Source organism: Arenicella chitinivorans, assembly GCF_014651515.1.
GTDB lineage: Bacteria > Pseudomonadota > Gammaproteobacteria > Arenicellales > Arenicellaceae > Arenicella > Arenicella chitinivorans.
The window spans coordinates 275,451-299,791 of the sequence record NZ_BMXA01000001.1; the positions used below are offsets into that span (position 1 = coordinate 275,451).

Annotated in this window: 19 protein-coding genes; 13 read left to right on the forward strand and 6 right to left on the reverse strand. The window is 49.3% G+C overall.

Going from position 1 to position 24,341, the window contains the following annotated elements; genetic code table 11:
* Positions 1-96: 96 nt before the first annotated feature.
* On the forward strand, positions 97-2,205 hold the full coding sequence (locus IE055_RS01285; protein WP_229794066.1) for a TonB-dependent receptor: 2,109 nt from the start codon (positions 97-99) through the stop codon (positions 2,203-2,205).
* A 555-nt stretch (positions 2,206-2,760) separates the two neighbouring features.
* Here IE055_RS01285 and IE055_RS01290 read toward each other — a convergent pair.
* Positions 2,761-3,885 (reverse strand): PepSY-associated TM helix domain-containing protein, encoded by a 1,125-nt coding sequence (locus IE055_RS01290; protein ID WP_189398198.1) that lies wholly within the window; start codon positions 3,883-3,885, stop codon positions 2,761-2,763.
* A gap of 250 nt (positions 3,886-4,135) precedes the next feature.
* On the opposite strand from IE055_RS01290, the gene IE055_RS01295 reads away from it, so the two are divergent.
* The 6 genes from IE055_RS01295 to IE055_RS01320 all read left to right on the forward strand — a co-directional run bounded on the left by IE055_RS01295 (position 4,136) and on the right by IE055_RS01320 (position 10,114).
* Entirely contained in the window at positions 4,136-4,705 is a 570-nt protein-coding gene (locus IE055_RS01295) for a GNAT family N-acetyltransferase (RefSeq protein ID WP_189398199.1), read from the forward strand.
* A 46-nt stretch (positions 4,706-4,751) separates the two neighbouring features.
* Complete coding sequence (locus tag IE055_RS01300) at positions 4,752-6,191, forward strand: amidase (RefSeq protein WP_189398200.1); 1,440 nt, start codon at positions 4,752-4,754, stop codon at positions 6,189-6,191.
* Between the two features lie 111 nt (positions 6,192-6,302).
* Positions 6,303-6,755 (forward strand): hypothetical protein, encoded by a 453-nt coding sequence (locus IE055_RS01305; RefSeq protein WP_189398201.1) that lies wholly within the window; start codon positions 6,303-6,305, stop codon positions 6,753-6,755.
* A gap of 59 nt (positions 6,756-6,814) precedes the next feature.
* Positions 6,815-8,197: an OprO/OprP family phosphate-selective porin gene (locus IE055_RS01310; RefSeq protein WP_189398202.1), complete on the forward strand. Its 1,383-nt coding sequence runs from the start codon at positions 6,815-6,817 to the stop codon at positions 8,195-8,197.
* A gap of 6 nt (positions 8,198-8,203) precedes the next feature.
* Positions 8,204-8,920, forward strand: a complete 717-nt coding sequence (locus IE055_RS01315) for a hypothetical protein (RefSeq protein WP_189398203.1) — start codon at positions 8,204-8,206, stop codon at positions 8,918-8,920.
* A 54-nt stretch (positions 8,921-8,974) separates the two neighbouring features.
* Complete coding sequence (locus IE055_RS01320) at positions 8,975-10,114, forward strand: PepSY-associated TM helix domain-containing protein (protein ID WP_189398204.1); 1,140 nt, start codon at positions 8,975-8,977, stop codon at positions 10,112-10,114.
* 108 nt (positions 10,115-10,222) lie between these two features.
* Here IE055_RS01320 and surE read toward each other — a convergent pair whose 3' ends face one another.
* From surE to IE055_RS01335, 3 genes are all read right to left on the reverse strand, one after another.
* Complete coding sequence (surE, locus tag IE055_RS01325; protein ID WP_189398205.1) at positions 10,223-11,086, reverse strand: 5'/3'-nucleotidase SurE; 864 nt, start codon at positions 11,084-11,086, stop codon at positions 10,223-10,225.
* A 191-nt stretch (positions 11,087-11,277) separates the two neighbouring features.
* On the reverse strand, positions 11,278-12,657 hold the full coding sequence (locus IE055_RS01330; RefSeq protein WP_189398206.1) for a peptide MFS transporter: 1,380 nt from the start codon (positions 12,655-12,657) through the stop codon (positions 11,278-11,280).
* Positions 12,658-12,682: 25 nt separating this feature from the next.
* A complete protein-coding gene (locus IE055_RS01335) occupies positions 12,683-13,876 on the reverse strand; it encodes a serine hydrolase domain-containing protein (protein WP_229794067.1) in 1,194 nt (397 codons plus the stop codon).
* 291 nt (positions 13,877-14,167) lie between these two features.
* On the opposite strand from IE055_RS01335, the gene aptA reads away from it, so the two are divergent.
* Entirely contained in the window at positions 14,168-15,463 is a 1,296-nt protein-coding gene (aptA, locus tag IE055_RS01340) for an omega-aminotransferase AptA (RefSeq protein ID WP_189398208.1), read from the forward strand.
* Positions 15,464-15,653: 190 nt separating this feature from the next.
* Here the strand turns inward: aptA and IE055_RS01345 are convergent, their stop codons facing one another.
* Positions 15,654-16,379: an FMN-binding negative transcriptional regulator gene (locus IE055_RS01345; RefSeq protein ID WP_189398209.1), complete on the reverse strand. Its 726-nt coding sequence runs from the start codon at positions 16,377-16,379 to the stop codon at positions 15,654-15,656.
* Positions 16,380-17,086: 707 nt separating this feature from the next.
* Here IE055_RS01345 and IE055_RS01350 point away from each other — a divergent pair.
* The 4 genes from IE055_RS01350 to IE055_RS01365 all read left to right on the forward strand — a co-directional run bounded on the left by IE055_RS01350 (position 17,087) and on the right by IE055_RS01365 (position 22,494).
* Positions 17,087-18,058 carry a LysR substrate-binding domain-containing protein gene (locus IE055_RS01350; protein WP_189398210.1) on the forward strand — a complete coding sequence of 324 codons (972 nt, stop codon included), beginning with the start codon at positions 17,087-17,089 and terminating at the stop codon, positions 18,056-18,058.
* A gap of 186 nt (positions 18,059-18,244) precedes the next feature.
* Positions 18,245-19,645 carry a P1 family peptidase gene (locus IE055_RS01355; protein ID WP_189398211.1) on the forward strand — a complete coding sequence of 467 codons (1,401 nt, stop codon included), beginning with the start codon at positions 18,245-18,247 and terminating at the stop codon, positions 19,643-19,645.
* A gap of 112 nt (positions 19,646-19,757) precedes the next feature.
* Positions 19,758-21,182, forward strand: coding sequence for an aldehyde dehydrogenase family protein (locus IE055_RS01360; protein ID WP_189398212.1), 1,425 nt, complete (start codon positions 19,758-19,760; stop codon positions 21,180-21,182).
* 136 nt (positions 21,183-21,318) lie between these two features.
* Positions 21,319-22,494 (forward strand): CaiB/BaiF CoA transferase family protein, encoded by a 1,176-nt coding sequence (locus IE055_RS01365; RefSeq protein ID WP_189398213.1) that lies wholly within the window; start codon positions 21,319-21,321, stop codon positions 22,492-22,494.
* 82 nt (positions 22,495-22,576) lie between these two features.
* On the opposite strand, the gene IE055_RS01370 is transcribed toward IE055_RS01365, so the two are convergent.
* Entirely contained in the window at positions 22,577-23,641 is a 1,065-nt protein-coding gene (locus IE055_RS01370; protein WP_189398214.1) for an alpha/beta fold hydrolase, read from the reverse strand.
* Between the two features lie 231 nt (positions 23,642-23,872).
* On the opposite strand from IE055_RS01370, the gene IE055_RS01375 reads away from it, so the two are divergent.
* Positions 23,873-24,325: a glycoside hydrolase family 88 protein gene (locus tag IE055_RS01375; protein WP_189398215.1), complete on the forward strand. Its 453-nt coding sequence runs from the start codon at positions 23,873-23,875 to the stop codon at positions 24,323-24,325.
* Positions 24,326-24,341: the final 16 nt, after the last annotated feature.

The following is a 24,341-nucleotide window of genomic DNA, read 5'->3' on the forward strand; positions in this document are numbered from 1 at the left end:
TTATGCACCGCTGCGGTGTTGTTTGGCAACTTCCTAACTATACAAAAGTAACGCTACTATGACGGTTCAGTGAAAAACCCACTTGGGATAACAATTATGAAGAGAACTAAAATAGACAGGGCAATAGTCATGGCAGTCGCGGCGTTCGGAACGACTCTAGCGGTGGAAGCCAGTGCCGAGCAGGTAGTATTAGAAGAAATTATTGTTACAGCGAGTAAACGCGAACAGAGCTTAGTTGATGTGCCAATGGCCATTTCAGCTATAACTGGTGATGAGTTAGAAACGCGAGGTATCGACACCATTCAAGACTTGTCATTCGCCGTGCCAGGGTTAACCATGCGTGAAGACGGCCCAGGTAGCTACCAGATTTTTCTACGTGGAATCGCCAATGCTCACGGCGGTGGTGCGCTTACCAGCATCTACCAAGATGAAATTCCCATGGCCCTAACAGGCTATGAGGTATTACCGACCCGAGTACTAGATCTAGAGCGAGTTGAAGTGCTCAAAGGTCCGCAGGGTACTCTTTATGGTCAAGGCGCTGTTGGTGGTGCAATTCGTTACATTACCAAGCGGCCGAACACTCACGAGTTTTCTGGCAGTTTGCAAGGTGATGCATACTCTGTTGCCGACGGCGATACTGGTTTAGGAGTGACAGCAATCCTGAACATGCCAGTAGTTGAGGATAAGTTCGCGGTTCGCGTGGTGGCTGATGTTAAAGATGGTGGTGGTTGGCAAGATCAGCCAGAGGCCGGAATCGAAGACGGTAATGGCGAAGACCTCTCAACCGTGCGTGTCAAAGCACTGTGGACACCAACAGATAGTTTAGATGTACTAGCAACGGTGGTTAAATACAACGCCGAGTATGAGCTTGGCCAAGGCTATGAGCAGCCTGATCGAACCGTCTATGTTCCAACTGACCCAGGCCTTACGTTGAAGCCAAAAGTTTGGGACTATGATTTATATAACCTGGAAGTAACTTATGATCTTGGTTTTGCAGAACTGTTGAGTTCAACCTCCTATGCGGAGATGGATCTGGACTACCCATTTTCATATTTTGGTGGGCCAGAAACTATTTATGGCGGAACACTCGCTGGCTACAGCAATCGAAATAACGTCGGAAGTCAGTTTGCTCAGGAGTTGCGCTTAGTTTCAAATGCTGACAGTCGCTTACAATGGACCGCTGGCATATTTTACCGCGACATGGAGGTGGACCTAAATATTCCTGAAGTAGTGACTGAGTTTGGGCCGGATATTTTTGTCTCTTCTTACTACACACACGACACCTCCGAATCTTTGTCGGTATTTGCGGATATGTCATATCAGTTAACCGACAGACTGAATGTTGGCGTTGGTGCGCGTTACTTTGAAGATGATCAGACTCAGCTTATTGAAGGTTCCACAGGTGTTCAAGCAGGCTCATTTGATTCAGTCGATCCTCGAGTTTACCTCTCTTACAACTTAAGTGACGGTAAGAATATTTATGCCAGCGCAGCTAAGGGCTTTCGTAGTGGTGGCTTTAATGGCTTCGACTTCAATGGTGTTGAATTACCCGACTTCGACCCTGAGTCGCTTTGGAGTTATGAGCTAGGTTACAAAGCAAACTTGTTTGAAAACAAACTGTATTTTGATGCGGCGGTTTACTATACCGAGTACGACGAAATGCTGCGTCGGGGTCTAGTGTTTATTGAAGGTCGCGGTTTTGAAAGCTTTGTCAGTAATATCGGTAAGGTTGAAGTCGCAGGCTTTGAAGCGTCGATGAAGTGGCATGTAACAGATGCATTCTCATTTGATGCATCACTGGCGGTGATCGACGCCGAAGTCAAAGAAATTGGCGGCACCGACACAGCCAACATCGTCGGTGACCCGATCGATTACGTGCCTGACTACAGTTATACCTTAGGTGCGATGTATAACTTTAATTGGTCCGCCGACAAACCGGGCTTCTTCCGCTTGGGTTATAGCTATCGCGACGAAATGCCATATGTGGATCGAACCAGTTTCTCTGTGGAGAACATCGGTCAGTTTTCTGATGCCATTGGTCTTTTAGACGCACGCTTAGGCATGACCATCGATGGGATTCGTCTTGAGTTATATGGTCAGAATCTCACCGATGTGAATAAGTACATTGACCCATATCATGCTTGGAACAATGCTAATCGTACTCGTCCTCGTACGATTGGCCTAAGAGTCAGCTTCGATTTCTAACGTCCCCCCAAGGACTTCTCAAGTCGGCTAGCCATTGTAGTATGGATAGTCGGCTTGAGAATGTTGACCTGTTCAATCAACAGCTATTTCCTCATCTTAAGTTAGCGGCGTATTCCGCATCTGCTAGGCAAGGATCGCCGAGAGTCGAGTTGCCTTCTTTGGTAGTCCGTCAGTAACGCTGTTATTAGTGGCCTGCGCTGAATACAAACTCAACCGAGCATTGTGCTGAACCTCGGTAGAGTAATGCTCATATGTATGTTCTTTCTGTTCGCGTCGTCGGAGTCCGTGCTGAGCGGCTAGATTGTCAAGGTGAATAAAAGACTAAATCCTTAGCGTTGCTCTGGATGCCATTATTCGGAACACGGAACACGGAACACGTCGATAGATTGTGTTTGAATGATCGATCTAGCGAGCGCCTATCCTGCTAGCAATTGAACCTTATGTGCGGCATAGACTGGGTGTTTATTGCTTCGGCCTCGACGGCTTAGTGTCCCGACGTGTACGAACCGTCGTGATATATCGGCCTGGCACGGCTCTATCGTTACCGATTATTAGCTACGAATTCTGTTGGTATGCGCGGCCTTTTAAGCCTCGCGCCAATGCGTAAAAGAACACTCTAAGTGATAGTGCTGTGGTGAGTAAACCAACCAAAAACACCCAGAACTGGCTGGCTGCCCCGAGTATTCGCCCGCTATGCAGCGGTAATTGGGTGAAGTAAAACAGGTCGCCAGCAGTTCCCTGAGCAGGTGTTTTACTTGCGACAATGCGGCCGTCGACACCGCTCAGGTACAGCCAATTGTTGCCCATTCCGCTGGGGTCTCGATTGCCAAAAGCCATTCCATAGAAGTTATATGCTCGGCTGTAAAACAGCTCGCCAATAGGCTGCGACCAGTCGCGTTGTGCGCCTACGACTGTGGCGACGTTAAAGGCATCGGTATAACTGAGATTGCGGTCGCCAAAATCTTGTTCAGCTTTGCTGCCATATTCTTCATACACACTGGGTTTAACCGGTGAGAAAACAGAGGTGATGGGTTTGAAGATCTCAGCTGAAAAATTCATTGCGATGCTACTGATGGACAATGGCAGCATGATCAATGCGACGATTATCGTTGCAGGCGCTGACAGTGATAGCCAAGGCACTCCTTTTTTCACAATCAAGGCGCGCACCAGCAGACTCAAACAGGCGAGTAACCATAAACAGGCAACCACGCCGACTAATTGAAACCCGCGTGCCCCGGGTATGGTTAAGGAGTGGTGAAGCTCATACAGGTAGTTGACCAAATTTTCTGGTTCAAAACAGCATTTACCCCATGACCGAGCGCCAATGATTTCAGCATTGCTGGGGTCGACATAGTAATAGTTGTATTCAAGCTTACGTTCTACTTGGTCGCTTGAGGACGCACGTTGAGAAACCGCTAACATACTACTTCGCCCCGGTTCCTCAGCGACTTGTTGGTACCAAACTTCGGCACTTGGAACCTGTGCCTCGAAAAGGGCGATGACGTCCGCCGGCGGCATCATCGGCGCTTCGTTATTGGTTTGATAAAAGTTGGGGTTTAGCCACTCATCGATCTCATAGTAATAGGCCTGTACGCTACCGGTTACGGCGGCAATAACAAGTAAAAATGCGGTTGTGGCGCAGGCTAGCCAGTAGGTACGAGTGAGTATTAATTTGACCATGCTTGTTCTCCAGTTTACCGACAGTCAGTGTGGCTGTTGTAGGCTTTAGTATGCCTGGTTTGACGAATTTCTCAGGTGTGAATTTGTCACCAATGGTGTGCGATTAAGCAACTACCTGATACAGCTCATCTCTCTATACTGACAACTTATAACTTCCCAGCCGGTAAGCTAAAACACACCGAAACATTTGGTGAATGTGAGTTGCGCGGCTGAACGCTTAGATGGGTTTGATCGAGAGAGGAGACTGTCTGTGTTTGTCTACCAAAAAAGTGTGCCTGAATTAGGGCAGTTTTCACTTCGTCCGTATTGCAATACCGCGGATGCAACGTTAATTCATGCTTGGGTGAATGCCGCGCACGCTAAATTTTGGATGTTGCAGAACACCAGTGTGGAGCAGGTGGCAATGGAGTACGAAAAAATATTGGCTACCCAAAACACTCAGGTCTTCATTGGCTGCTTTGACCAAGTTCCAGTGTTCTTATTTGAGTTTTATAATGCTGAGCTCGATGATGTCGCCGAGTACTATGAAGCTCAGCAAGGCGATTACGGCATGCATATTCTTGTTGCACCGACACAAACCCCGTTGCCTAAGTTCACTTGGCATGTGTTCAAATTTATCCTTGAGTTTATTTTTTCTCACGCGCAAGTGCAGCGAGTCGTGGTTGAGCCGGATGCGGATAATTCAAAAATCCACGCCTTGAACCTAAAAGCAGGTTTTTGCTACCAAGGCGTAGTCGAGATGCCGACAAAGCGCGCGCAGTTGGCATTTTGTAGTCGCGACGACTTCCGCTCGGCTGTCGCCGAAGAGGCTAAATCATGACTAAATTCTTCTACCGAACTGTTTTGTCAAATTCGGTGCACAAGCAATGAATTTTAGTCAGTATGCTGATTGTGACGGGCTTACGTTAGCGCAGTCTGTAAAGGCCGGCGAGATCGATCCACAGCAATTGCTCGAGCTTGCGTACCAACTTGTTGCTCAGCTCAATGAACCATTAAACGCCTTCGTGTCGGTGCAAACCGAATCAGCATCAGAGCAAAGTCGCAACCTAAATTATGCCGCTGAGTTTGCTGGCGTTCCATTGGCGATGAAGGATTGCGTGGGCTATGTCAACGGTGTGGCGCGCGACTTCGGCAGTCGCTTGGCTCGCGGTACCGTGATCGACTTCGATGCTGAGGTCGTCAAGCGCTACAAGGCGGCGGGCCTTATTCCCATGGGTACTACCAATGTGCCGGAGTTTTCATCATCGCTGACCACAGAGTCGCAACTGCATGGGCCATGCCGTAATCCATGGGACGCAAGCCGTTCTAGCGGTGGCTCAGGTGGCGGCGGTGGGGCAGCAGTCGCAGCAGGCATCATTCCAATTGCGTATGGCAACGATGGCGCCGGTTCAATTCGTGTACCTGCGTCATGCAATGGGGTATTTGGCTTAAAGCCGAGTCGAGGGCGGGTTCCAACTGGTCCAACGGACGGCGAGTTTTGGTATGGATTGATGACACATCATGCCATTACTCGTAGCGTGCGAGACAGCGCTCTCATGTTAGATATTAGTGGTGGCGTCGATACCGGCGCGCCGTATACTGCGCCGCCTAAGAAGCGTCCTTACTTACAAGAGGTGAGTGCAGCTCCGCAGCGCCTCAGAGTTGCGGTGTGCGATGGTCGCGCCCAAGGGATTAACGTGCACCCAGATTGCCTAGCCGCGCTGGATGAGACCACAACATTGCTGAGTGATCTTGGCCATGACGTGGTAAACGCCTCTGTTGATTACAGCGCACAAGAGTTACATCACAACGTGACCACGATGTTAGCGGTCTCGATGGCGGCAGAGGTCCAGCAGACAGCCATCGACAGGTGCCGAGAAATTGATCACACAACGGTCGAGCGTTGTAACCTCGCGCTTTACCATCGAGGCTTGGCGACAAGTGGCGTTGATTTATCTAAGGCGCTGCAATTTCGCACTGATTTAGGTCGGCGTTTGGGCGCTTTTATGCAGGACTGGGATGTCATGCTGACACCAACCTTAGCGCAACCGCCAATCAAGTTGGGGGTACTGGATGCGAACTCAGGCGATCTTGACGCGTATCTTGAGCAAATGTGGCGCTACTGTCCCTTCACGCCGTTGGCGAATGTGACAGGCGTACCCGCAATGAGCGTGCCACTGTGTTGGAACCCACGCAATTTACCGATCGGCATGATGTTTACCGCTGCGTATGGTGGTGAGGATACATTGTTCCGTTTAGCTGGCGAACTCGAGGCCGCCCGCCCGTGGCGTGATAAACATCCGCCGTTAAGCGCCTGGTCGGTGTAGCAGTATGTGTGTAATGCCAATCCGATATCGGACCACCATATGCCTGCGCACCTGTGTCGTCGCGCGGAAAGTAATCGTTCGGTTTTCAACACTCCTTCAATTAGGTAAGACATGAATATCTTTAAAACTGTACTGAGTTATAAGCCTCGCTTGCACCACGACCGTAGTCGAGGTTTCGTGTTTTCTGCGCTGCTGGTCGGCAGCCTTTTCTCCTCTATTAACGTCGCTAGCGTTGAGCCGAGTGAGTTACAAACGGCGTGGAGCGGTGCATGGACCGATGGGGAAGGCGGAGATATCTCGGTGCGGGTAGATGGCCAGTTTCTGACTGTTTCTGGTCGTGATGTCTACTCTGTATACCAGACTACGTGTTTGTTGTCAGCAGATCGTAAGCAGGCTAATTGCCAAGGTGATGGGGTTCAAATGCGCTCTGGGAACCGGTTTTTATACCGCAGTGAATGGACATTGACGCCAGCGGGGATCAATGAAAAGTGGGTCGCCGATTTAGCCAGGGAGCAACTCCAAGGTGAGCTTACCTTTACGCGTGACTCTGAGGTATCGCGTTAAGTGGTTGGGATTTGCAATCACTAATGATGATCAAGAACAATTTTTAACAGGTTTTCGCTATGTACAGAAACATATCCACACACGTCATTTTAGTGCTTTCTTTAATTTCAGGATGTCCAGTTGTGGCCGTGGCAGAAGACAGCCTGGCGGATATTCGGGCTCTGGTGAATGCGCAGGAACGTCAGTTAAACGAACTCAAGGCTAGGCTAGCCCGGCTTGAGGCCGTCGCTGCTACAGGATTAAAAGTGGGATCTAAAGAGGACTCTAAAGTCGGAGCTGTCACAGGGGCAACCAAACCCGTGGTTAGCCCAGCAAGTGGCGCTATGGCTTGGGCTGGGGCATCGCCTCAGTTTAGTCAGCCAGAAAGTGAATCGCAATTTAAGTTTCGTGGTAAATTTCAAACCGAAATTATGGCGACCCGCAGTGATATTGAGACAACTGACTATGGCCGAGCCAGCGAGATTCGGCGAGTTAGATTAGGCGCTCAAGGTGCATTTTCCCCATCGCTAGACTATGTGGCTGAGTTGGATTTTGGTGGTGACAAAATAGGCTACGAGGATATTTTTGTTCGATATCGAATGAGTGATCACACGGCGATTCGCTTAGGGCACCATGAAGCTTCGGTTTCACTCGATGACGAAACCAGCGACTCAAATCACAGCTTCTTGGAGCGCTCGCTGCATAACTCACTAAGCTTAGGGCGTTCGGTAGGGCTAGGGTTTGAAACCCAGGGCCAACGTTGGTCGCTCAACGCAGGTTTGTTCGGTCAGTCTCAGCTCGACACGGAAGTGGGTGAGAGTGAAGGCTGGAAGGCGGCCACACGGCTTATGTGGACGCCGCTGCACAACTCGAATCATACTTGGCATCTTGGTGCAGCGAGCTATTACGTGTCACTTGGTGAGGAAGATTATCGGGTCTCGGCACGCCCGGAGAGTCATCAGTTAGCTGCGCTATTTGATACTGGCGAACATGCCGCTAATGACGTGAAATACGTTGGTTTGGAAGCGGCGTTTCAGCATCATAGCCTGCTGTTCCAAGCTGAATTTGGCGAGCAAACAGTGGATTACACGCAGTTGGATGAGTCACGTTTTGTGACCGGCTATGCGCAAGCGGCTTGGTTAATCAGTGGCGAGCAACGCAACTATGACCGCAGTCGCGGAAAATTCGGCGGTGTTGTACCAGCGACTAGCTGGGGCGAGGGCGGTAAGGGTGCGCTCGAGCTAGCATTGCGCAGCAGCCACATGGATCTCGTCAGTGGAGATATTAGCGGTGGTAAGGGGTCGACACTTTCTGTGGGATTGAATTGGTACCCAAAATCATTTCTAAGATTGTCGGCTAATTGGGTTCACTTTGAGATTGATAACAGTCTCGAAGTGTTACCCCAAGGGTATGCCACACACAAAGGCAATGCCTTTGCCGTACGCAGTCAGGTTACGTGGTAAAGATAATTGATTGACTGCACAAGTCAACAAAGGTTTGGCCCCGCCTTGCTCCGCTATGTGTTGTTTTGCGCTGTTCTGCATTGGAATGATGTTTTAGCTGATGTGGAGACCAAACCAGCGTTCGAATTTGGTATTGAAAAGCATAGCAAGTATGTCTCTCAAGCCAGAGACAACCTCGATAGCGGAGGTTTGATCTCAGTTCAAGCTGCGATGAATTGGCAACCGCTTAGCACTAGCATTTGGTTTGGCGATAGCGATAGCGGATCGTACCAAGAACTCAACTTCGGTATAACTCACGATTTTGAATTGGGTGTGGCGAACGTGTCTCTTGGGTATACACGCTTGATATTCCTGGACACAGGCGAAGCCGACAATGAGTTTAGCCTCAGCGTCAGCGCTGACCGTGATTTTTGGATTGTTCCCCGCGTCGACTACACCTATTCAACGCAAGCCGCAGCCGGCGTGGTCGAGCTGTTTCTAAGTTCTGAGTTTGATCTCGGCTCAGAGTCAATTAGTGTCGAGCCATATCTCATGCAGGGCTTCGATTTTGGCTTTGCAGGGCAGGAAAACTACTCACAGGCAGGGGTAAACGCGAACTGGACACTTTCTGAGGTCGCTAGTGTGTTCGCCAGCGCTAACCGCAGTTGGTTGGCTAACCCAAAGGGGCATGCACTACCAACCGGTCAAACTTGGATTACGGTAGGTTTGTCGGCGGAATTTTAGCGGCGTACTGCGGCAGCGAAAGTAATAAATTGAATTTAGGTGATGAGGTTATCCATGCGTACTAGCTTAGTTAAGTTACACAGATATCTTGGGTTGGGGATGGCGTTGTTTTTGCTGTGCGCAGGCCTGACCGGAAGTGTGATTGCCTTCCAGGATCGCTTTGAAATTTGGCTCAATCCCGAGCTTTTTGTGATTGACGAAGTCGGTGAACCTAGCCTTTCGGCAACGCAACTGGTAGCGCATATTGAAGCCAGCGATCCCCGCATAAGGGTCAACTACCAGCCTATCGTCAGTGCCGCAAGCTACGCTCTGGTGTCATACGTTGAGCCAAGACATAACCCAGTAACAGGTGAGCCGTACGATATTGATTATGATGAAGTCTTCATTAATCCTGTTACTGGAGAGATCAAAGGTAAGCGCATGTGGGGAGAGTGCTGCTTACAGAGAAAAAACCTGATCCCGTTTATCTATAAACTGCACAACCGGCTGTTGTTGCCAAAGCCCTTGGGTAGTCGCATCATGGGCATCATTGCGTTGCTGTGGGTGCTGATGTCGTTGATCGGTTTGTACCTGACAATGCCGCGAGGTAAGCAATTTTTAAAGAAATGGAAACGTGCTTGGACCGTGCAGTGGCGCTACCCTTGGAAGGTTAAGTTTTTGCAACTGCATAAAAGCATCGGCTTATGGTGTTGGCTGTTGATGCTGAGTAGCGCATTAACAGGATTGTCGATGAATTTGGAAGACGAGCTATTTAATCCGCTTGTCGAAACCGTATCCTCCTACAGCAAAACTGATGTGGCTGATGAAGCATCGTTGCCGGCGAATGCGGTGGACTTTTCTAGCGCGCTCGAGATAGCCGTCGAGTATGCTGAACGCAACCAACTTGCTGTTTTACCTAGAGTTGTAAAGTACTCTGCGTCCACAAATCAATACCGAGTCAATTTGGCTCAGCCAGGCACACTCGGTTTAGGACCTATCACGGTGTATGTTGGAGCGGGTAGTGGTGAGGTACTGGCGGTCGCCGACCCGGCTGGTGACACTGCAGGTGACTTTGTGGCCGCACTCCGCTTGCCGTTGCATAGTGGTAGAGTCGCTGGAACCGCGGGCTCGGTGTTGGTCGCATTGACTGGTTTGATGACCGCGCTGATGGTTATTTTCGGCGTGAGTATGTGGTTTAGGAGGCGCTTCCGATAGAGTGTTATGGCGGCCGACAGAGTGTGTAAACCGACACTGTGCAAAGCGTGAACTAAATCAGAGAGGTTGCTTGGTTACACAGTGTCGATGCGGCCGCTGTTTGGCGTGTTATTTGTCTAGATTCCAAGTGTTCATCATTTTGATTGTCTTGTGATCAGTCCAGTCGAGCTGAATCGGTGTGACCGCGATTTGTCCTTCCTCATACACTGTCATATCGCTGTATGGTAGATTCGCCTTCGGGTACGAGAAGATTGGCGTGAATTTGTCGTCCGCTTTGGTGAAGCCATCGACTTTAACGTTATCGTGATCCATGGGGGCAATGCGTATGCCGCCTTTTGTGTTTTCCGGCACGTTAACGTTTAGAACCACTCCCTTGGGAAGGCCATTCTCTCGGATTGCTTCCACTAGTGTTAAGACAGCTTGCGTGGCAGCGTCAAACTTATTCTCCTTGGCCGCTTTGCTTTCAATCGACACAGCAATAGCCGCAATGCCGTAGTAGGCGCCTTCCATGGCTGAGCCAATGGTGCCAGAGAGATGTGACAACGAGCCAAGATTTTCGCCGTGATTAATGCCTGAGATGAGCAGATCGACGGCTTGCTTTTTCTGGCGTTGCTGGATGATACCAAATCGCGCTGCATCGGCAGGTAAACCCTGAACCGAATAGGCTGGCACGTGGTAAGCGGGCGTGTCGGGGTTGGTATTTGTTAATGTGAATTCGCTAACTTCCATTGGCCCTTCCCATAGCAATGTGCCGTGGCTTCTTCCGCCCCACTTTTTTGTTGGAGCGGAGACCACCACGTCATAGTGTGGTGAAAGCGCTTTGACCAGTGCTTGTAAGCCTTGCGCGTTGATGCCATCGTCGTTAGTCAGCAATATGCGAAAGCCTTTAGCACCGGCGCCGAATGCCGATGAGGTGCTGACTAAAGCGATTGAAAAACACAGTAAGTGGGTAAAGAGCGAACGTCGGCACATAGCGGTCTCCTTTAAGGCGGTAGTATATGTGAGAGGAATTAGGGTTGGCGAGTTGTTCCCGGTGCGCCCCGTGAATCAGGCTGTAGTCTGATGCACGGGGCCTTGGGGATTCAAGAGCTTGACGGGGCAATAGCACCTACTTGCGGCGCTATCAATATTATTAGTCGATGCTATTGAACAGTCAGTTCAAATTATTTTTTCACTAATGCAGTCAATAAGGGGCCACGCAAAAACAGAATCAGTATGCCGCCGGAAGCGACAATTGCACCGTGCATTAACCAGAAAGCAGACGGGGCCATGACCTCATAAAACCGCCCTAGCCAGCCACTAAGTATTCCGCCAAAGAAGATGGCCAAGTAGTAACAGCCAACCAGTGCCGAATTGACCGATTGTGGTGCAGAGCGAGAGACCAATGACAATATCGTGGGGCTGGCATATAAAAAGCCGACCGAGCAAATTAGATGGAAAATAACTGGGTAGATCAAGCTGATTTTCTCACTGCTGCCAGATAGTTCAGAGTAAGCAAGCGACAGACACGCGCTGCCGAACACAAGAAAACCAATTGATATTTTGTTTAAGTCACTGGGCTCGGTGTTGCGGTTTGACTGGCGTTTCCACAACCACAACACAACTGGCGCCAGTATTAACACCGCCAAGGTGTCGATTGATTGAAACCAGCTGACGGGAATAGTTAGGTCAAATATTTCGCGGTCCACTCGGCCTTTTACCCAAATTGGGTACGTGTTCCAAACCTGAGTTTGGGCGGTCCAGAACAGTGCGGTGATGGCAAGCAGTAAGAGAATCAGGGCGATTCGTTTGCCGTCTCCGGGTTGCAGTGTGAGCGCTTGTTTGCCGGCGGATTTTGACTGAGAATCTTGCGGCAAATGGCGTCGACCTGAGATGTAGATGATCATACCAATCACCATTCCGATTCCGGCAACACCGAAGCCGTAATGCCAACCGTAGACTTCCCCCAGTGTGCCGCAAATCAGTGGCGCTGCGAAGGCACCAACAATAATAGCGATGGTGTAAATTGAATAGGCCGAGTCGCGGCGTTGATCGCCATCTTTATATAACTGACCGACTTGAGCGGTGAGGTTGCCCTTAAGAAACCCAGAACCCAAAATCAGAAACAACAAGGCAAACAAAAATGCAGCTTCGATAGCCATCAGAAAATGGCCTATAGCCATTAGGATTGCACCGATAATAACGGCCTTGGTTCGGCCGATATAACGATCGCCAATAAACCCGCCTAAGACCGGAGTAAAGTACACTAAGCCGATGTATAGCCCCACGAGTTGTGTGGCGAGCGCTTGGGTCGATAGCGGACCAAATACGCTTTCTAGTGCGGCGCGAAAGCCGGAGAACGCAAAAACATTTTCAATCGTGCCCGGAAGTAACAGATAACTGGAAAGATAGAGTATTAATAGCGCTTGCATGCCATAGAACGAGAATCGTTCCCACGCCTCAGCAAAAACAATGTAGCCCAAGCCCTTCGGGTGGCCTAAAAATGCAGAATCAGTGTCGCTTAGCTGATCGGCTGACATGGTCGTAGAGGCATCTATACTCATAATTATTCCGGGTTGTTGCGCTCGATTATCGCTGGCAGTAAAAGTCGGTAGCGGCACTAAAGAATTCGTTGTCGATTATTTGTTCTGTGTTCATCGGTTTAGGTCGCGCGCTCCACACTACGATAACAATATTCTTCTTTGGGTTAATATAAATACGTTGTCCAAAAATTCCGCGCGCACTGAATGCACCGTCGTTGAATGAGCCTTGCTGATCAGCGATCGCCCACCACATGTAACCGTAAGGAATTACTGTGTCACCGATTTTGAACGGGGTTGTTGCTTGTTTTACCCAACCTTCAGGCAGCAACCTTTCGCCATTGACGATGCCATCGTTCATCATAAAAAGTCCGAAGCGGCCGTAGTCCCGCAGCGTAGCAGTGATTCCGCTCCCAGCTATTTCGAGGCCGTCTGGCGACTCTAGCCACCAATGGCTATCCGACTCCATACCGAGCTTTGACCACAGGGTTTCACTCAGGTAGTCAGCTAGGTATTTGCCGGTGGCTGCTTTGAGGAGTGCGCCAACCACGTGAGTTTCTCCGGTGCTGTAATTCCATACGCAGCCAGGTTTCGCTACTTGCGGTAAGGTCGCCATGTAGCGAAGGATGGCGCCAGGCTGCTGTGCAATTTGCAGCTCGAGTACTTCTCTTCTTTCAGAAAGCGGGTTGGTGTGGTCTTCATTCCAACGCGCACCAGATGTCATTTGCAGTAGCTGCTCAATGGTGACTTTATCGTAAGTGCTGTTCACCAGCTCAGGTAAGTAATCGGTAAGTGGATCATTAACACTCTTAATGTAGCCTTGTTTTATGGCGACGCCGACTAAGGTAGTGCTAATCGATTTTGCCATAGACATGGACATCCAGCGACTCTTCTCGTTGATGCCGTGCTGATAGCGTTCAAGAATGATTTGGCTGTCTTTCAAAATTAATAGGCCGGTTACTCGATTACAAGCAATGTATTCGTCGATGGTGTAGTCACGATTATGTGAGCTAAACTGAGCGTTTTCGGAGTGATCTTTGTGCTCTACTAGAGGAGCAATTTTTGGCCCCTTAGCGATGCAGCGGGTTGGAAACAAATGCTCTGTACTGCCGAACGTTTTGACCTGAATCTCTGCAGGAAGTTCCCCAGCATAAGCTAGGCGAACAAACTCATCGTTGTCTATCTTCTGGCCGCGGCTTTGGGATAAAAATAAGTTATCAGCCGGCCGGGTGTTTTTCTGCATAGTCATGTTTGGGCTGGGTAGCTTGGTTCGTTGTTAGTCAGCAGGCCTTTTGGTTGCTGCATAAATGATTAAATTCAGTATATGAATCAAGTGATTGGTAAGGAAGTTGCCAACAGAGTCGACGTCGGTGCGCCAATCACACCACTGATGCGAGTGGTGATATGCAAACCTTAATGGCGTGTTGCGCGCGGGACACCAGCGCAGTCGGCATTGGCATCTTCATGGCATTTTGGCGCCACGGTATACTGAACCAACTAACGAATACTAATACTTAAGTCAGAGGATTCCACAATGAAACTTGATGCTCATTGGATGCCATTTACGGCGAATAAAACGTTTAAACAGGATCCAATATTAATGGAGTCCTCGAGTGGCATGCATGTGACGACCGAAGCCGGTCAGACTATGATCGATATGACGGCTGGGCTATGGTGCACTAACTTAGGCCACAGTCGCGAGCGCGTTGCCAAGGCAATGTATGAATCGGCAAAAACGCTAGGTTACGTGTCTTCGTTTAACCTTGGGCACCGCGCATCATTTGAGCTTGCCGAGCGTTTGACTGATTTGTCTCCAGGAAACCTTGACCATGTGTTTTTTAGTAATTCCGGTTCAGAAGCGATTGATACGGCACTCAAAATAGCGATGGCTTATCACGCGGCCAAGGGGCAGTCTGGACGCAAAATGTTTATTGCTCGAGAACGTGCTTACCATGGCGTGAATCTTGGCGGAACGGCGGTTGGTGGCTTAGTCAACAATACGCGTAATTTTGGTCGATGGGGGTCGGTTGCTCATTTACCTCACACACTCGATCATGCTAACAACGCGTTTTCTCGTGGCTTGCCGAAAACAGGTGTCGAGAAAGCGCAAGCCCTAAACGACTTGATCGCCTTACATGGTGCAGAGAACATAGCGGCTGTGATGGTAGAGCCAATCGCCGGTGCTGGTGGTGTGCTGCCGCCGCCGGTAGGGTACTTAAAACAGCTGCGAAAAATTTGTGACGAGCATGATATCTTGCTGATCTTTGATGAAGTGGTGACCGGCTTTGGGCGCACAGGATCGTTCACTGCCTCTATAGAGTTTGATGTTATACCCGACATTTACACTTCCGCTAAAGGCTTGACCAGTGGCGCGGTTCCAATGGGCGCCACCTTTTGTAAAGACTTTATCTACGACGCAGTTGTGAATTCGGCTGAGGGCATCGAATTTTGGCATGGCTACACTTACTCTGCGCATCCAATTGCCTGCGCGGCGGCGAGCGCTTGCTTGGATATTTATCAGGAAGAATCCTTGTTTACGCGAGTTAATGAAGGCATTGGTGCTTATTTTGAGGAAGCACTACACAGCTTGAATGACTTGCCGCATGTGATCGATATTCGTAACTACGGTTTATTGGGTGCAATCGAATTCCAGCCGCAATCAGATGGTTTACCAATGGGATCGCGAGTGTATAAAAAGGCCATGCAAAAGGGCGTGATGGTGCGCGGTGCAGGCGACAGCATTATTTTATCCCCACCGCTTATTATCGAGCGCAGTCATATTGATGAGTTTGTTGAGAAAACTCGATTAGCAGCGGCGGAAATTGCATAGCCAGTGTGTGCCTTCTTGGCTACTTAACTAGGCCCAGTTAGCGATTAATGCTGTATGAGCATCGTGTCTGAAGAAGAGGGTTTAACCATGATGATTGGTTAAACCTTCAATTACCCCCCCAGCAATTGGTGATTCAACTAAGGGAGTTGGAGCGCCAGTGCGTAGACAGTGTTCGCTATGTGACTCGGTATTAGCTTGCGCGGTCAATCTTATCTTGCATCATCTTAGCAATCGTTTGCGCGTTTGGCTCTTGGGTTTTGTTTAAGCCCTTAATGACTCCTTCCAAGTCGGTCAGGTCACGGCTTTGCCCTAGTCGTTCAATGCCTTCCATTTCTGACACCGTGAATCGAAACGCCAAGACACCTTGGCTGAACTGTTCGAGTAAGCTCGGGTCAGTTTTGTCTATATGCCATGGGTTATCATTATCGCGCTCCATGTGATCGATTGTCTTGGCCAATACCTCAAGTGTTTGCTGGTGGTCAGTTATGGCGCTGAACTGCCCCCTAAGTTGAACCGCAACATAACTCCATGTTGGTATTTTAGGTTCCATTGTGTACCAACGCGGCGACACATAGGCGTCGGGCCCCTGCAACAACGCAATGGCGTGCGCGCCAGCGTGAATAGCCTCGCAGTGTGGGTTGCGTTTAGCGATATGACCGATAAATTCGTATTGAGTCTTGCTTCGAGTTGTGGCCCCACCTTGCTCTTGTTGACCTATGTAAATCAACGGCGTGGCAGTCACCTGCAGTAAGTCGTTGAAGCTTGAGAACAGGTGCGCGAAAGGGTGGGCTTGTACGTAGCTAATAATTTCCTTGTGTTCGGAAAAATCAAAATGCTCAGGTATGAACATATGGGTGCCCGCGTCATCAAGCGAGCGCGCTAGTATTTTTCCAGATATTTTGTTTGAGTCTGCCACTGAGTTTCTCCTATGTACCATGAGATAGTGCCATGAAGCCGAGCGATGCACACAATGTAGTGGTGTGCTGTTGAGGTGAACTATAGCTGAGTCGGTCGGCATCGACTGTTGTTAAAAATAGGGTTGCTGGTGATGTTTTATCACCTATCGCACTGAACTCTTAACCTGATTGGGAGAGCCAACTGTTCTAGTATTTCCGCCGTACTTCGCCGAGTATGGTGGTATCTAAGCTAATCGCCATTGCCAGCACTCCACATGACTGTTGCAAGACGTAACTACGTGGCGAGCCTCTTCAATCCAGCCCGTTCGTGGTTGTGGGCAGTTGAGAATGGGCTGTTCTGAAAATCATTTGGTTTTAGTCTGCGGGACAACCTAGCAAGATTTAATTCACTTAAATTGACTATGAACTTAAATTGACTATGAATAGGAACACGTATCTTTTCAAACAAGTTTCTGATTTGCTCAGGAATTTCGGCTATTCGACAACTCAATGAGGGCACGTATACTCAGTTTGGGTCAATCTAGTGATTTATGCTTGAGGCAGTAGTGGGCTAGCACTCGGTACTCAAACCTATCGTTGAACACGCGTTATGATTACTGTAACCTAATTAAAAACAGGAACACAAAGCGTACCCTCAAGCTGGGTCGGTTGTTTCTTACCCAGCTTCACTTTATGCCAGCGAGTTACACATTTTCAAGAGAATTACATGAGCTCAGATGCTAAGTATTACGAACTATCGAAACGGATTCCTTCGCGAAAATCGATTCCGCCTTTTGAATCGTTGCGTGCATTTGATGCGGTAGCTCGCTTAGGTGGAATTCGCAAGGCTGCACATGCTTTGTTACGTAACCATGCGGTGGTTAGTCGGCATTTGAAAGCGGTTGAAGAATGGACCGGCTGTGCGCTGATTGACCGAACACCTGGCGGTGTCGTATTGACTGAAGAGGGTCAAATTTATCACCTTCAAATAACTCAGGCACTGGATCTGATTTCTGAATCGACTATCGCGTTAATGAAGCGCTGTTCTGACGACTCACTACAAGTTTGGTGCATGTCTGGGTTTGCACTGCATTGGATGGCGCGTCACCTCAGGGCATTTGAAAATGCCAATCCAGGTGTGCATTTAGAGCTACGATCAACCGGCGAAGAACCTGATTTTAGTCGTCACGAAGCGGATGTGAATATTCGACTTTATCGGGCTAATGAGAAGTCATCAAGCCTGCCGCCAGGCATGAAAAGTCAGCGAATTGCCAAGCCGCACATTATTCCGGTTGCAAGCCCTGAGTTTCTTGCTGATTGTGGCGATATTCGAGTGCCTGAAGATTTGCTTAAACATCAATTGCTGCGCGAAGATAGTTTTGGCAACTGGCAGCATTGGTTTCAAGAAAATGACGTCGATGACGTGGATGAACTAGATGGCGTTAAATTATGGGATGGCCATATGACGCTTGCTGCAGCGCGACATGGCCGAGGTATTGCGTTAACCAATAATTTGATCGCGGTGAATGATATCGCCAGTGGACGGTTGGTCGAAATTGGCGCAGACAATGACCTGTTCAAACCGGTATCACTCGGCTCATATCATTTTATTGCCCGTGCTGACCGATGGGATGTGCCGTCGATATCGCGTTTTCGGAATTGGTTAGTATCTACTTTACAAAGCGAGTTTAAAGACTAAATAGTTGGTTGCCTGGCGTGTGCAAGCGATCAGCTTGCGTGCTGGCAAGTCTCGTCTTTTTGGCGCGCGGCCACCGCTTGGGTGGTGATGTTCGCGCACCACGGACCACTCAATTGGCTTCTCAAGTGCAGTCGTGACTGCTGCTACACTGTCTACACCATTCTAAGATCACTGCCATTTATATCTATGCGCGCCATCACTTTGAGTTTGACCAAGAACGCCTTATTCGCATCGTCACTAGTGTCGTTTGTATTCGCTTCGACGAATCTACAGGCGGCTAGTCAAGACAGCTTAGTGCCGACCGTCAACATGGATAGCGGCGCATCCTTGGAGTTCGATTGGCCGGGTATTCGAGTCGGAACCGCTAGCTATGAAGAAGGCCCAACTGGCGTCACTGTCTTCCATTTTGACAAAAAGGCCAAGGTGGCCATGGATGTTCGAGGAGGCGGGCCAGGCACGGTTAACGCGCCTTATGTTGAGCTCGGGTATGACGTTGCTGAGCTAGATTCAATCGTTGTGGCTGGCGGCTCGTGGTACGGTTTGGAAGCTACTACAGCGGTTGCCACGGCGATGATGGACGACGGACTGCGAGACGGAGATGCATTTTCATTAACGCCATCTGTGGCGATGTCTTTAGGGTCTATTATTTTTGATTTCGGCAGTCGACGCTTGAACGAAATTTATCCCGACAAAAAGCTTGCTCAAGCCGCCTATCGAGCGGCTGTCCCCGGTCAATTTCCATTGGGTGCAACCGGAGCTGGACGGCATGCCATGACCGGTGGATTCTTTGGCTGCGCAGTGCACTCCGGGCAGGGTGGCGCGTTTAAGCAGATTGGTGATCTAAAGATAGCCGCGTTTTCGGTGGTCAACGCCTTCGGTGCTGTTACCGATCGTGATGGCAAGGTAGACGCATGTTATACCGATAAAGGCCTTGAGAGAGATCTGCAAATCAAAGATATGTTTGCAAAGTTTGAATCTAAGTTTAGTGAACAAACTCTCGAACGAGCTGACAACAGCAATAAGAACACCACGATCAGCGTTCTGGTGGTGAATCAGAAACTAGAGCCAGCCTTACTAAAACGCTTGGCAGTGCAAGTTCACACGTCGATGTCACGCAGCTTACAACCTTACGCAACTCTGTTTGATGGTGACGTATTCTACGCAGTGTCGACCGAAGAAATTGACGACAAAGAGTTGAGCCCGGTGGATTTAGGTGTGATTGCGTCTGAAGTAATGTGGGATGCGTTATTAGCGGCGGCACCGGCGCAACAACCTAAGCACGTGCAAGCAAACCCAAACGTAGCGTTGTCATCGGCAGACATGAATGCGATTGCGGGCGAGTACCAATTTAGCGACAAGGTGAAACTCAAGGTGTTTGTGCGTAAAGGTAAATTGTTTGCACGCGCGACGGGCTCAAAAAAAGTGTTTGCAATTGCCACTGACCAAGACAAAGAACTACTGCCGGTAGCAAAAAACCAATTTGTGGTTCCATCTCGGGTGCCGCTCACATTGGATTTTAGTAATGCAGAAAAAGTCATTTTGAACCCAGGTCATTGGCAGCAAACAGGCGTTTTAATCAGCAACTAATGGCTCTTGTGTGGCTACCGGTTTGCTACCGCGACACTAATTTGCTGATTTCAATTTACCAAAATTGTCAGCCAGCCGGCAACAAAAATAGGCTTTGTGCCTAGAGGACATCATGAAGCAGTTACCCTCTTTAGATAAACATTATATAAACGGTCAATGGGTGTCGAGTCAGTCTACGGCGACCTTTGACGTGGTCAGCCCGGTGACTGCACAGGTGGTTGATCAACTCTCACTGGGTGGCAGCGCGGATGTTGACTCAGCTGTCGATGCGGCTAAGAATGCATTTCCGCTATTCGCCGCCACCACTCAAGCGCAGCGAGTCGCGATGTTTGATCGTTTGATTGACGCTTACGAAGACTCGCTTGAGGATATGGCGCACGCCATTACCACTGAAATGGGCGCGCCAATTACGGTATCGCAACAGAAGCAGACTATGGTTGGTTTGGGCTTGCTAAAGAGCATGCGCCAAACCCTGATGGACTTTTCAACAACCGAGAAAATTGGTGATGTGCTAGTACAAAAACTGCCGATTGGTGTGGCCGGCATGATCACACCGTGGAACTGGCCGATGAATCAGGTGGTGTGTAAAGTATCTGCCGCTTTAGCGGCCGGTTGCAGCATGGTGTTAAAACCGAGCGAATACGCGCCTTACAGTGCGGCACTATTTGCCGACATAGTGGACCGTGCAGAGTTACCACCAGGAGTATTTAATCTAGTTCACGGTGGTGCGCAAGCAGGTGAAGCATTGGCTTCACACCGTGATGTGGATGTTATATCAATTACTGGTTCGGTTCGAGCTGGCGTAGCCGTTGCCCAAGCGGCAGCACCAACCGTTAAACGAGTTACGCAAGAATTGGGCGGTAAATCGCCTTTTATTGTTTTGCCTGATGCCGATCTTTCTGCAGCGGCAAACTCGTGCGTCGCCCGACTTATGTTGAATACGGGGCAATCCTGCAATGCACCAACCAGGCTAATTGTGCCAGAGCAACACAAGGCAGAGACTCTGGCAGCAATTAAAACCGCTATCAGTAACTATCAGGTCGGTGATCCATTTGAGCAGTCCACCGATATTGGTCCGGTGGTGAACAAACTGCAATTTGATCGCGTTAATGCCTATATCCAAACCGGAATCGATGAGGGAGCCGAGGTGCTGTGTGGTGGTGTGTCCGATCACGATGCAAACGACGGATTCTTTGTCAAACCGACGTGCTTTTATGATGTTGACGAGAGCATGACGGTGGCGCAGGAAGAAATTTTCGGCCCGGTGTTAGTCGTCTTGTCTTATTCCGATATTGAGCACGCGATACAAATCGCCAATGCGTCCCATTTTGGCTTGTCGGCCTATGTGTATGGTCACAACAATGATGACACCATGCACGTGGCAACCAAACTGGAAGCAGGTATGGTGCACGTTAATGATGCGATTGCCACCATGGATGCGCCATTCGGTGGTTTTAAGCAGTCAGGTAATGGTCGAGAGCGCGGTGTGTTTGGCTTAGAAGAATATTTAGAGGTCAAGTCTATTTATGTTGGCTAAAATGGTGCTCAATACAGCGCTAGTGCAACCCTAGAGTTTCGATCTGATTCCAAGTTTGCTTAAAACGGGTCCGGTTTATACAGAGTCTCTAAAAGGCTCTTTTGAGCACCTAGTTCCTTAGCAGCGGAGAGATGGCATGATTAAGCATGGCGCGTTGTCGCACCTTAAGGTTTTAGACTTGTCGAGAGTATTAGCTGGGCCGTGGGCTGGGCAAGTGCTGGCTGATTTTGGTGCCGACGTGATTAAGGTTGAGCAGCCAGAAAAAGGAGACGACACTCGGCATTGGGCGCCGCCGTATATGCCTGATTCAAGTGGTGCCGATACGGCAGAGAGCGCGTACTACCTATGTGCAAATCGAGGCAAGAGATCGATTTGTGTGGATATTCGTAGTGCCGAAGGCCAAGCGGTGTTGCATGCGCTGGTGCAGGACAGCGATGTCGTGATCGAAAACTTTAAGGCCGGTCATTTGGCAAATTATCACCTCGACTACGACACCTTATCTAATATAAATCCGGCTCTGATTTATTGCTCGATCACTGGATTTGGTCAAACCGGACCGTATAGTGAACGACCCGGCTACGACTTTTTAATTCAAGCCATGAGCGGGCTTATGAGTGTGACTGGAGAGCCTGATGGTCCACCACAGAAAGTCGGCGTTGCGGTAACAGATGTACTAACCGGGTTGTATGCGGTAATCGGGGTATTGGCGGCTTTGTCCGAGCGTTCGATCTCCGGATTGGGGCAACATATCGATTTGTCCTTATTCGATGTAGCCGTCGCATCCATGGCAAACCAAGCGAGCAATTACCTCGTTGGCGGAATGACTCCGCAAGCGATGGGCAATGCGCATCCAAATATCGTGCCGTATCAGAGCTTTGAAACGCAACAAGGACACTGTGTGGTAGCTGTCGGCAATGACTCGCAGTTCGCGCGGTTTTGTGTGGTTGTTGGGCGCCCAGAGTGGTGCGACGATGAGCGCTTTAAATCGAATAGTCAGCGGGTCAAGAATCGAAAAGTGTTAGTTGTTCTAATTGCCGAAGAGATGCGGCGTGACACGCGAGATAACTGGTTGGCAAAATTTCAAAAAGCAGATGTACCAGCCGCGCCGATAAATAACCTACAAGATGTTTTCAACGACCCTCAAATTCTTGCTCGGCAAATGAAGATCAACGTGCCGCATCCGAGCAATCCAGACCTCGAGTTAGTCGGCAATCCACTTAAGTTTTCTCGCACGCCGGTTAGCTATCATCGACCGCCTCCCGAGCTGGGGGAGCATACTGAGGAAATATTCAATAAACTCAAAGGCACCTAGTGCCTTAACTGTTAATGACCTAACTGGAAAAGTCTTAATCTAGAACAGGCTCAGCGGCAAGTACCTTCACTAGCGGTCGCTTCTAGCGCATAGACAGCACAGCTGGTGCAGCGTGACTTTCTGGTTGTTTAACCACTGAGTGCTGCGCGTACAGGTCGAGCATTTCATCAATGAGTAGGGGTTCGTTTTGGCTATCGATAAAATGCCCCATGCCTTCCAACGCCACAAATTTAGAGTCGGTAATCAGCTCAGCCGTGTGTTGTCCGGCTTGCAGTGGAATGAGATTGTCTGCGGTGCCGTGTACTACCAACGTTGGTAGCTTGATTTGCTTGAGAAGATCAACACGATCACCGGAATCAGCAATTGCCCAAAGTTGCCGAGCAGTGCCATCAGGATAATGCGCTCGGTCGTAGCTTCGGGTCATGCGCTGTTGCCATGCTTGTGTCGATAGCTCGGCAACATCACCGTCTATTTGCTGTGCAAACTGTGCCCGTGACACGATTACCTCTGTTCGGCTCATGCCGTCGAGATTCTCGAGTGATGGCTGCAGTGTGCCACTGGGTAAGTCAGGATCACTTGAGGTGGACATGATTGAGGTGAGTGTCGTAACCCTTTCTGGGTGGTGTGCTGCCATTAACTGCGCAATCATTCCGCCCATTGAAATACCGGCAATATGCGCTTGTTCAATGCCTAAGTGATCCAACAGCGCAATCGCGTCGTCTGCCATATCATCTAAGCGATAAGGCGCGCCCAATGGTAAACCGAGTTTATATTTGAGTAGCGTAAACGCGCCAGGTGCGCCTTGTTGGTGAAATTTGCTCGACCAGCCTGAATCGCGATTATCAAATCGAATCACTCGGTAGCCTTGTTCCACTAACGAAAAAACAAAACTGTCTTCCCAGTGTATGAGTTGTCCGCCGAGCCCCATGACCAACAGCACCGCATCATCCTGTGGTTTACCAAACTCTTGGTAGGCGATGCGAACACCATTTACGTGCGCGTAATAAGTTGGGTATTCGGTGTGTCGAACCAATTCCAAGGTTTCAGCGGGCAGAGCTACAGACGGCGAACTCGATGAGTGTCCCCACTGAACTGAAAAATAAGCGGCCACGGTGAGACCAATAACTGCGAATACTACGCGTTTCATAACCCTGGAGACGATAAGAATTGAGTTGTCATCATATTGTCACACAAATATGATCCATGGTCGATGCTCTCGCGTAAATAGCGAGGATTATCAAAGGTTTATTTTTGCATAGCGGCGGTAGGAATATTTTCACTTGGTTTAAACGCCTTATGCCGATTTTGCAATATCGATCTGCTGACTCAATGTCTGCTTTGTTTGACATGGTTAGCTGACAATATCTGGGAAATAGCCGTGAGTATTGATGCGCGGCAAACATTCGAAGGCCGCTGGGATCCAGAACAAAAGATTATGGACCTGGTAGTCGCAATGGCCTTATTAGACATCGATGCATTGCTATCACATGCGCAAACACAGTCGGCACCGGAGACCGGGGACACACTCGAGTCGCCCGCTATTGCCATAGCAAATCAACTTATTGAGCGATTCCCTAAGCCGTGGTTAATGCGTAATTCCGACGGCGAATACGTATGGAGTTACACGCATGGTTTAGTATTGCTAGGTATGCAACGCTTAGCCGAGCAAACTGGCAACACCCAATACTACGACTACATCAAGGCTTATGCAGATCACTTTATTGACCAGCATGGAGCGATCACCAGTCTTAAGCTGAGCGAGTTCAATATTGATTCAGTCAATGCCGGCAAGATTTTGTTTGGGCTCTCTCTACCAAACAAGCGGCGATGAGCGTTACAAGCGAGCA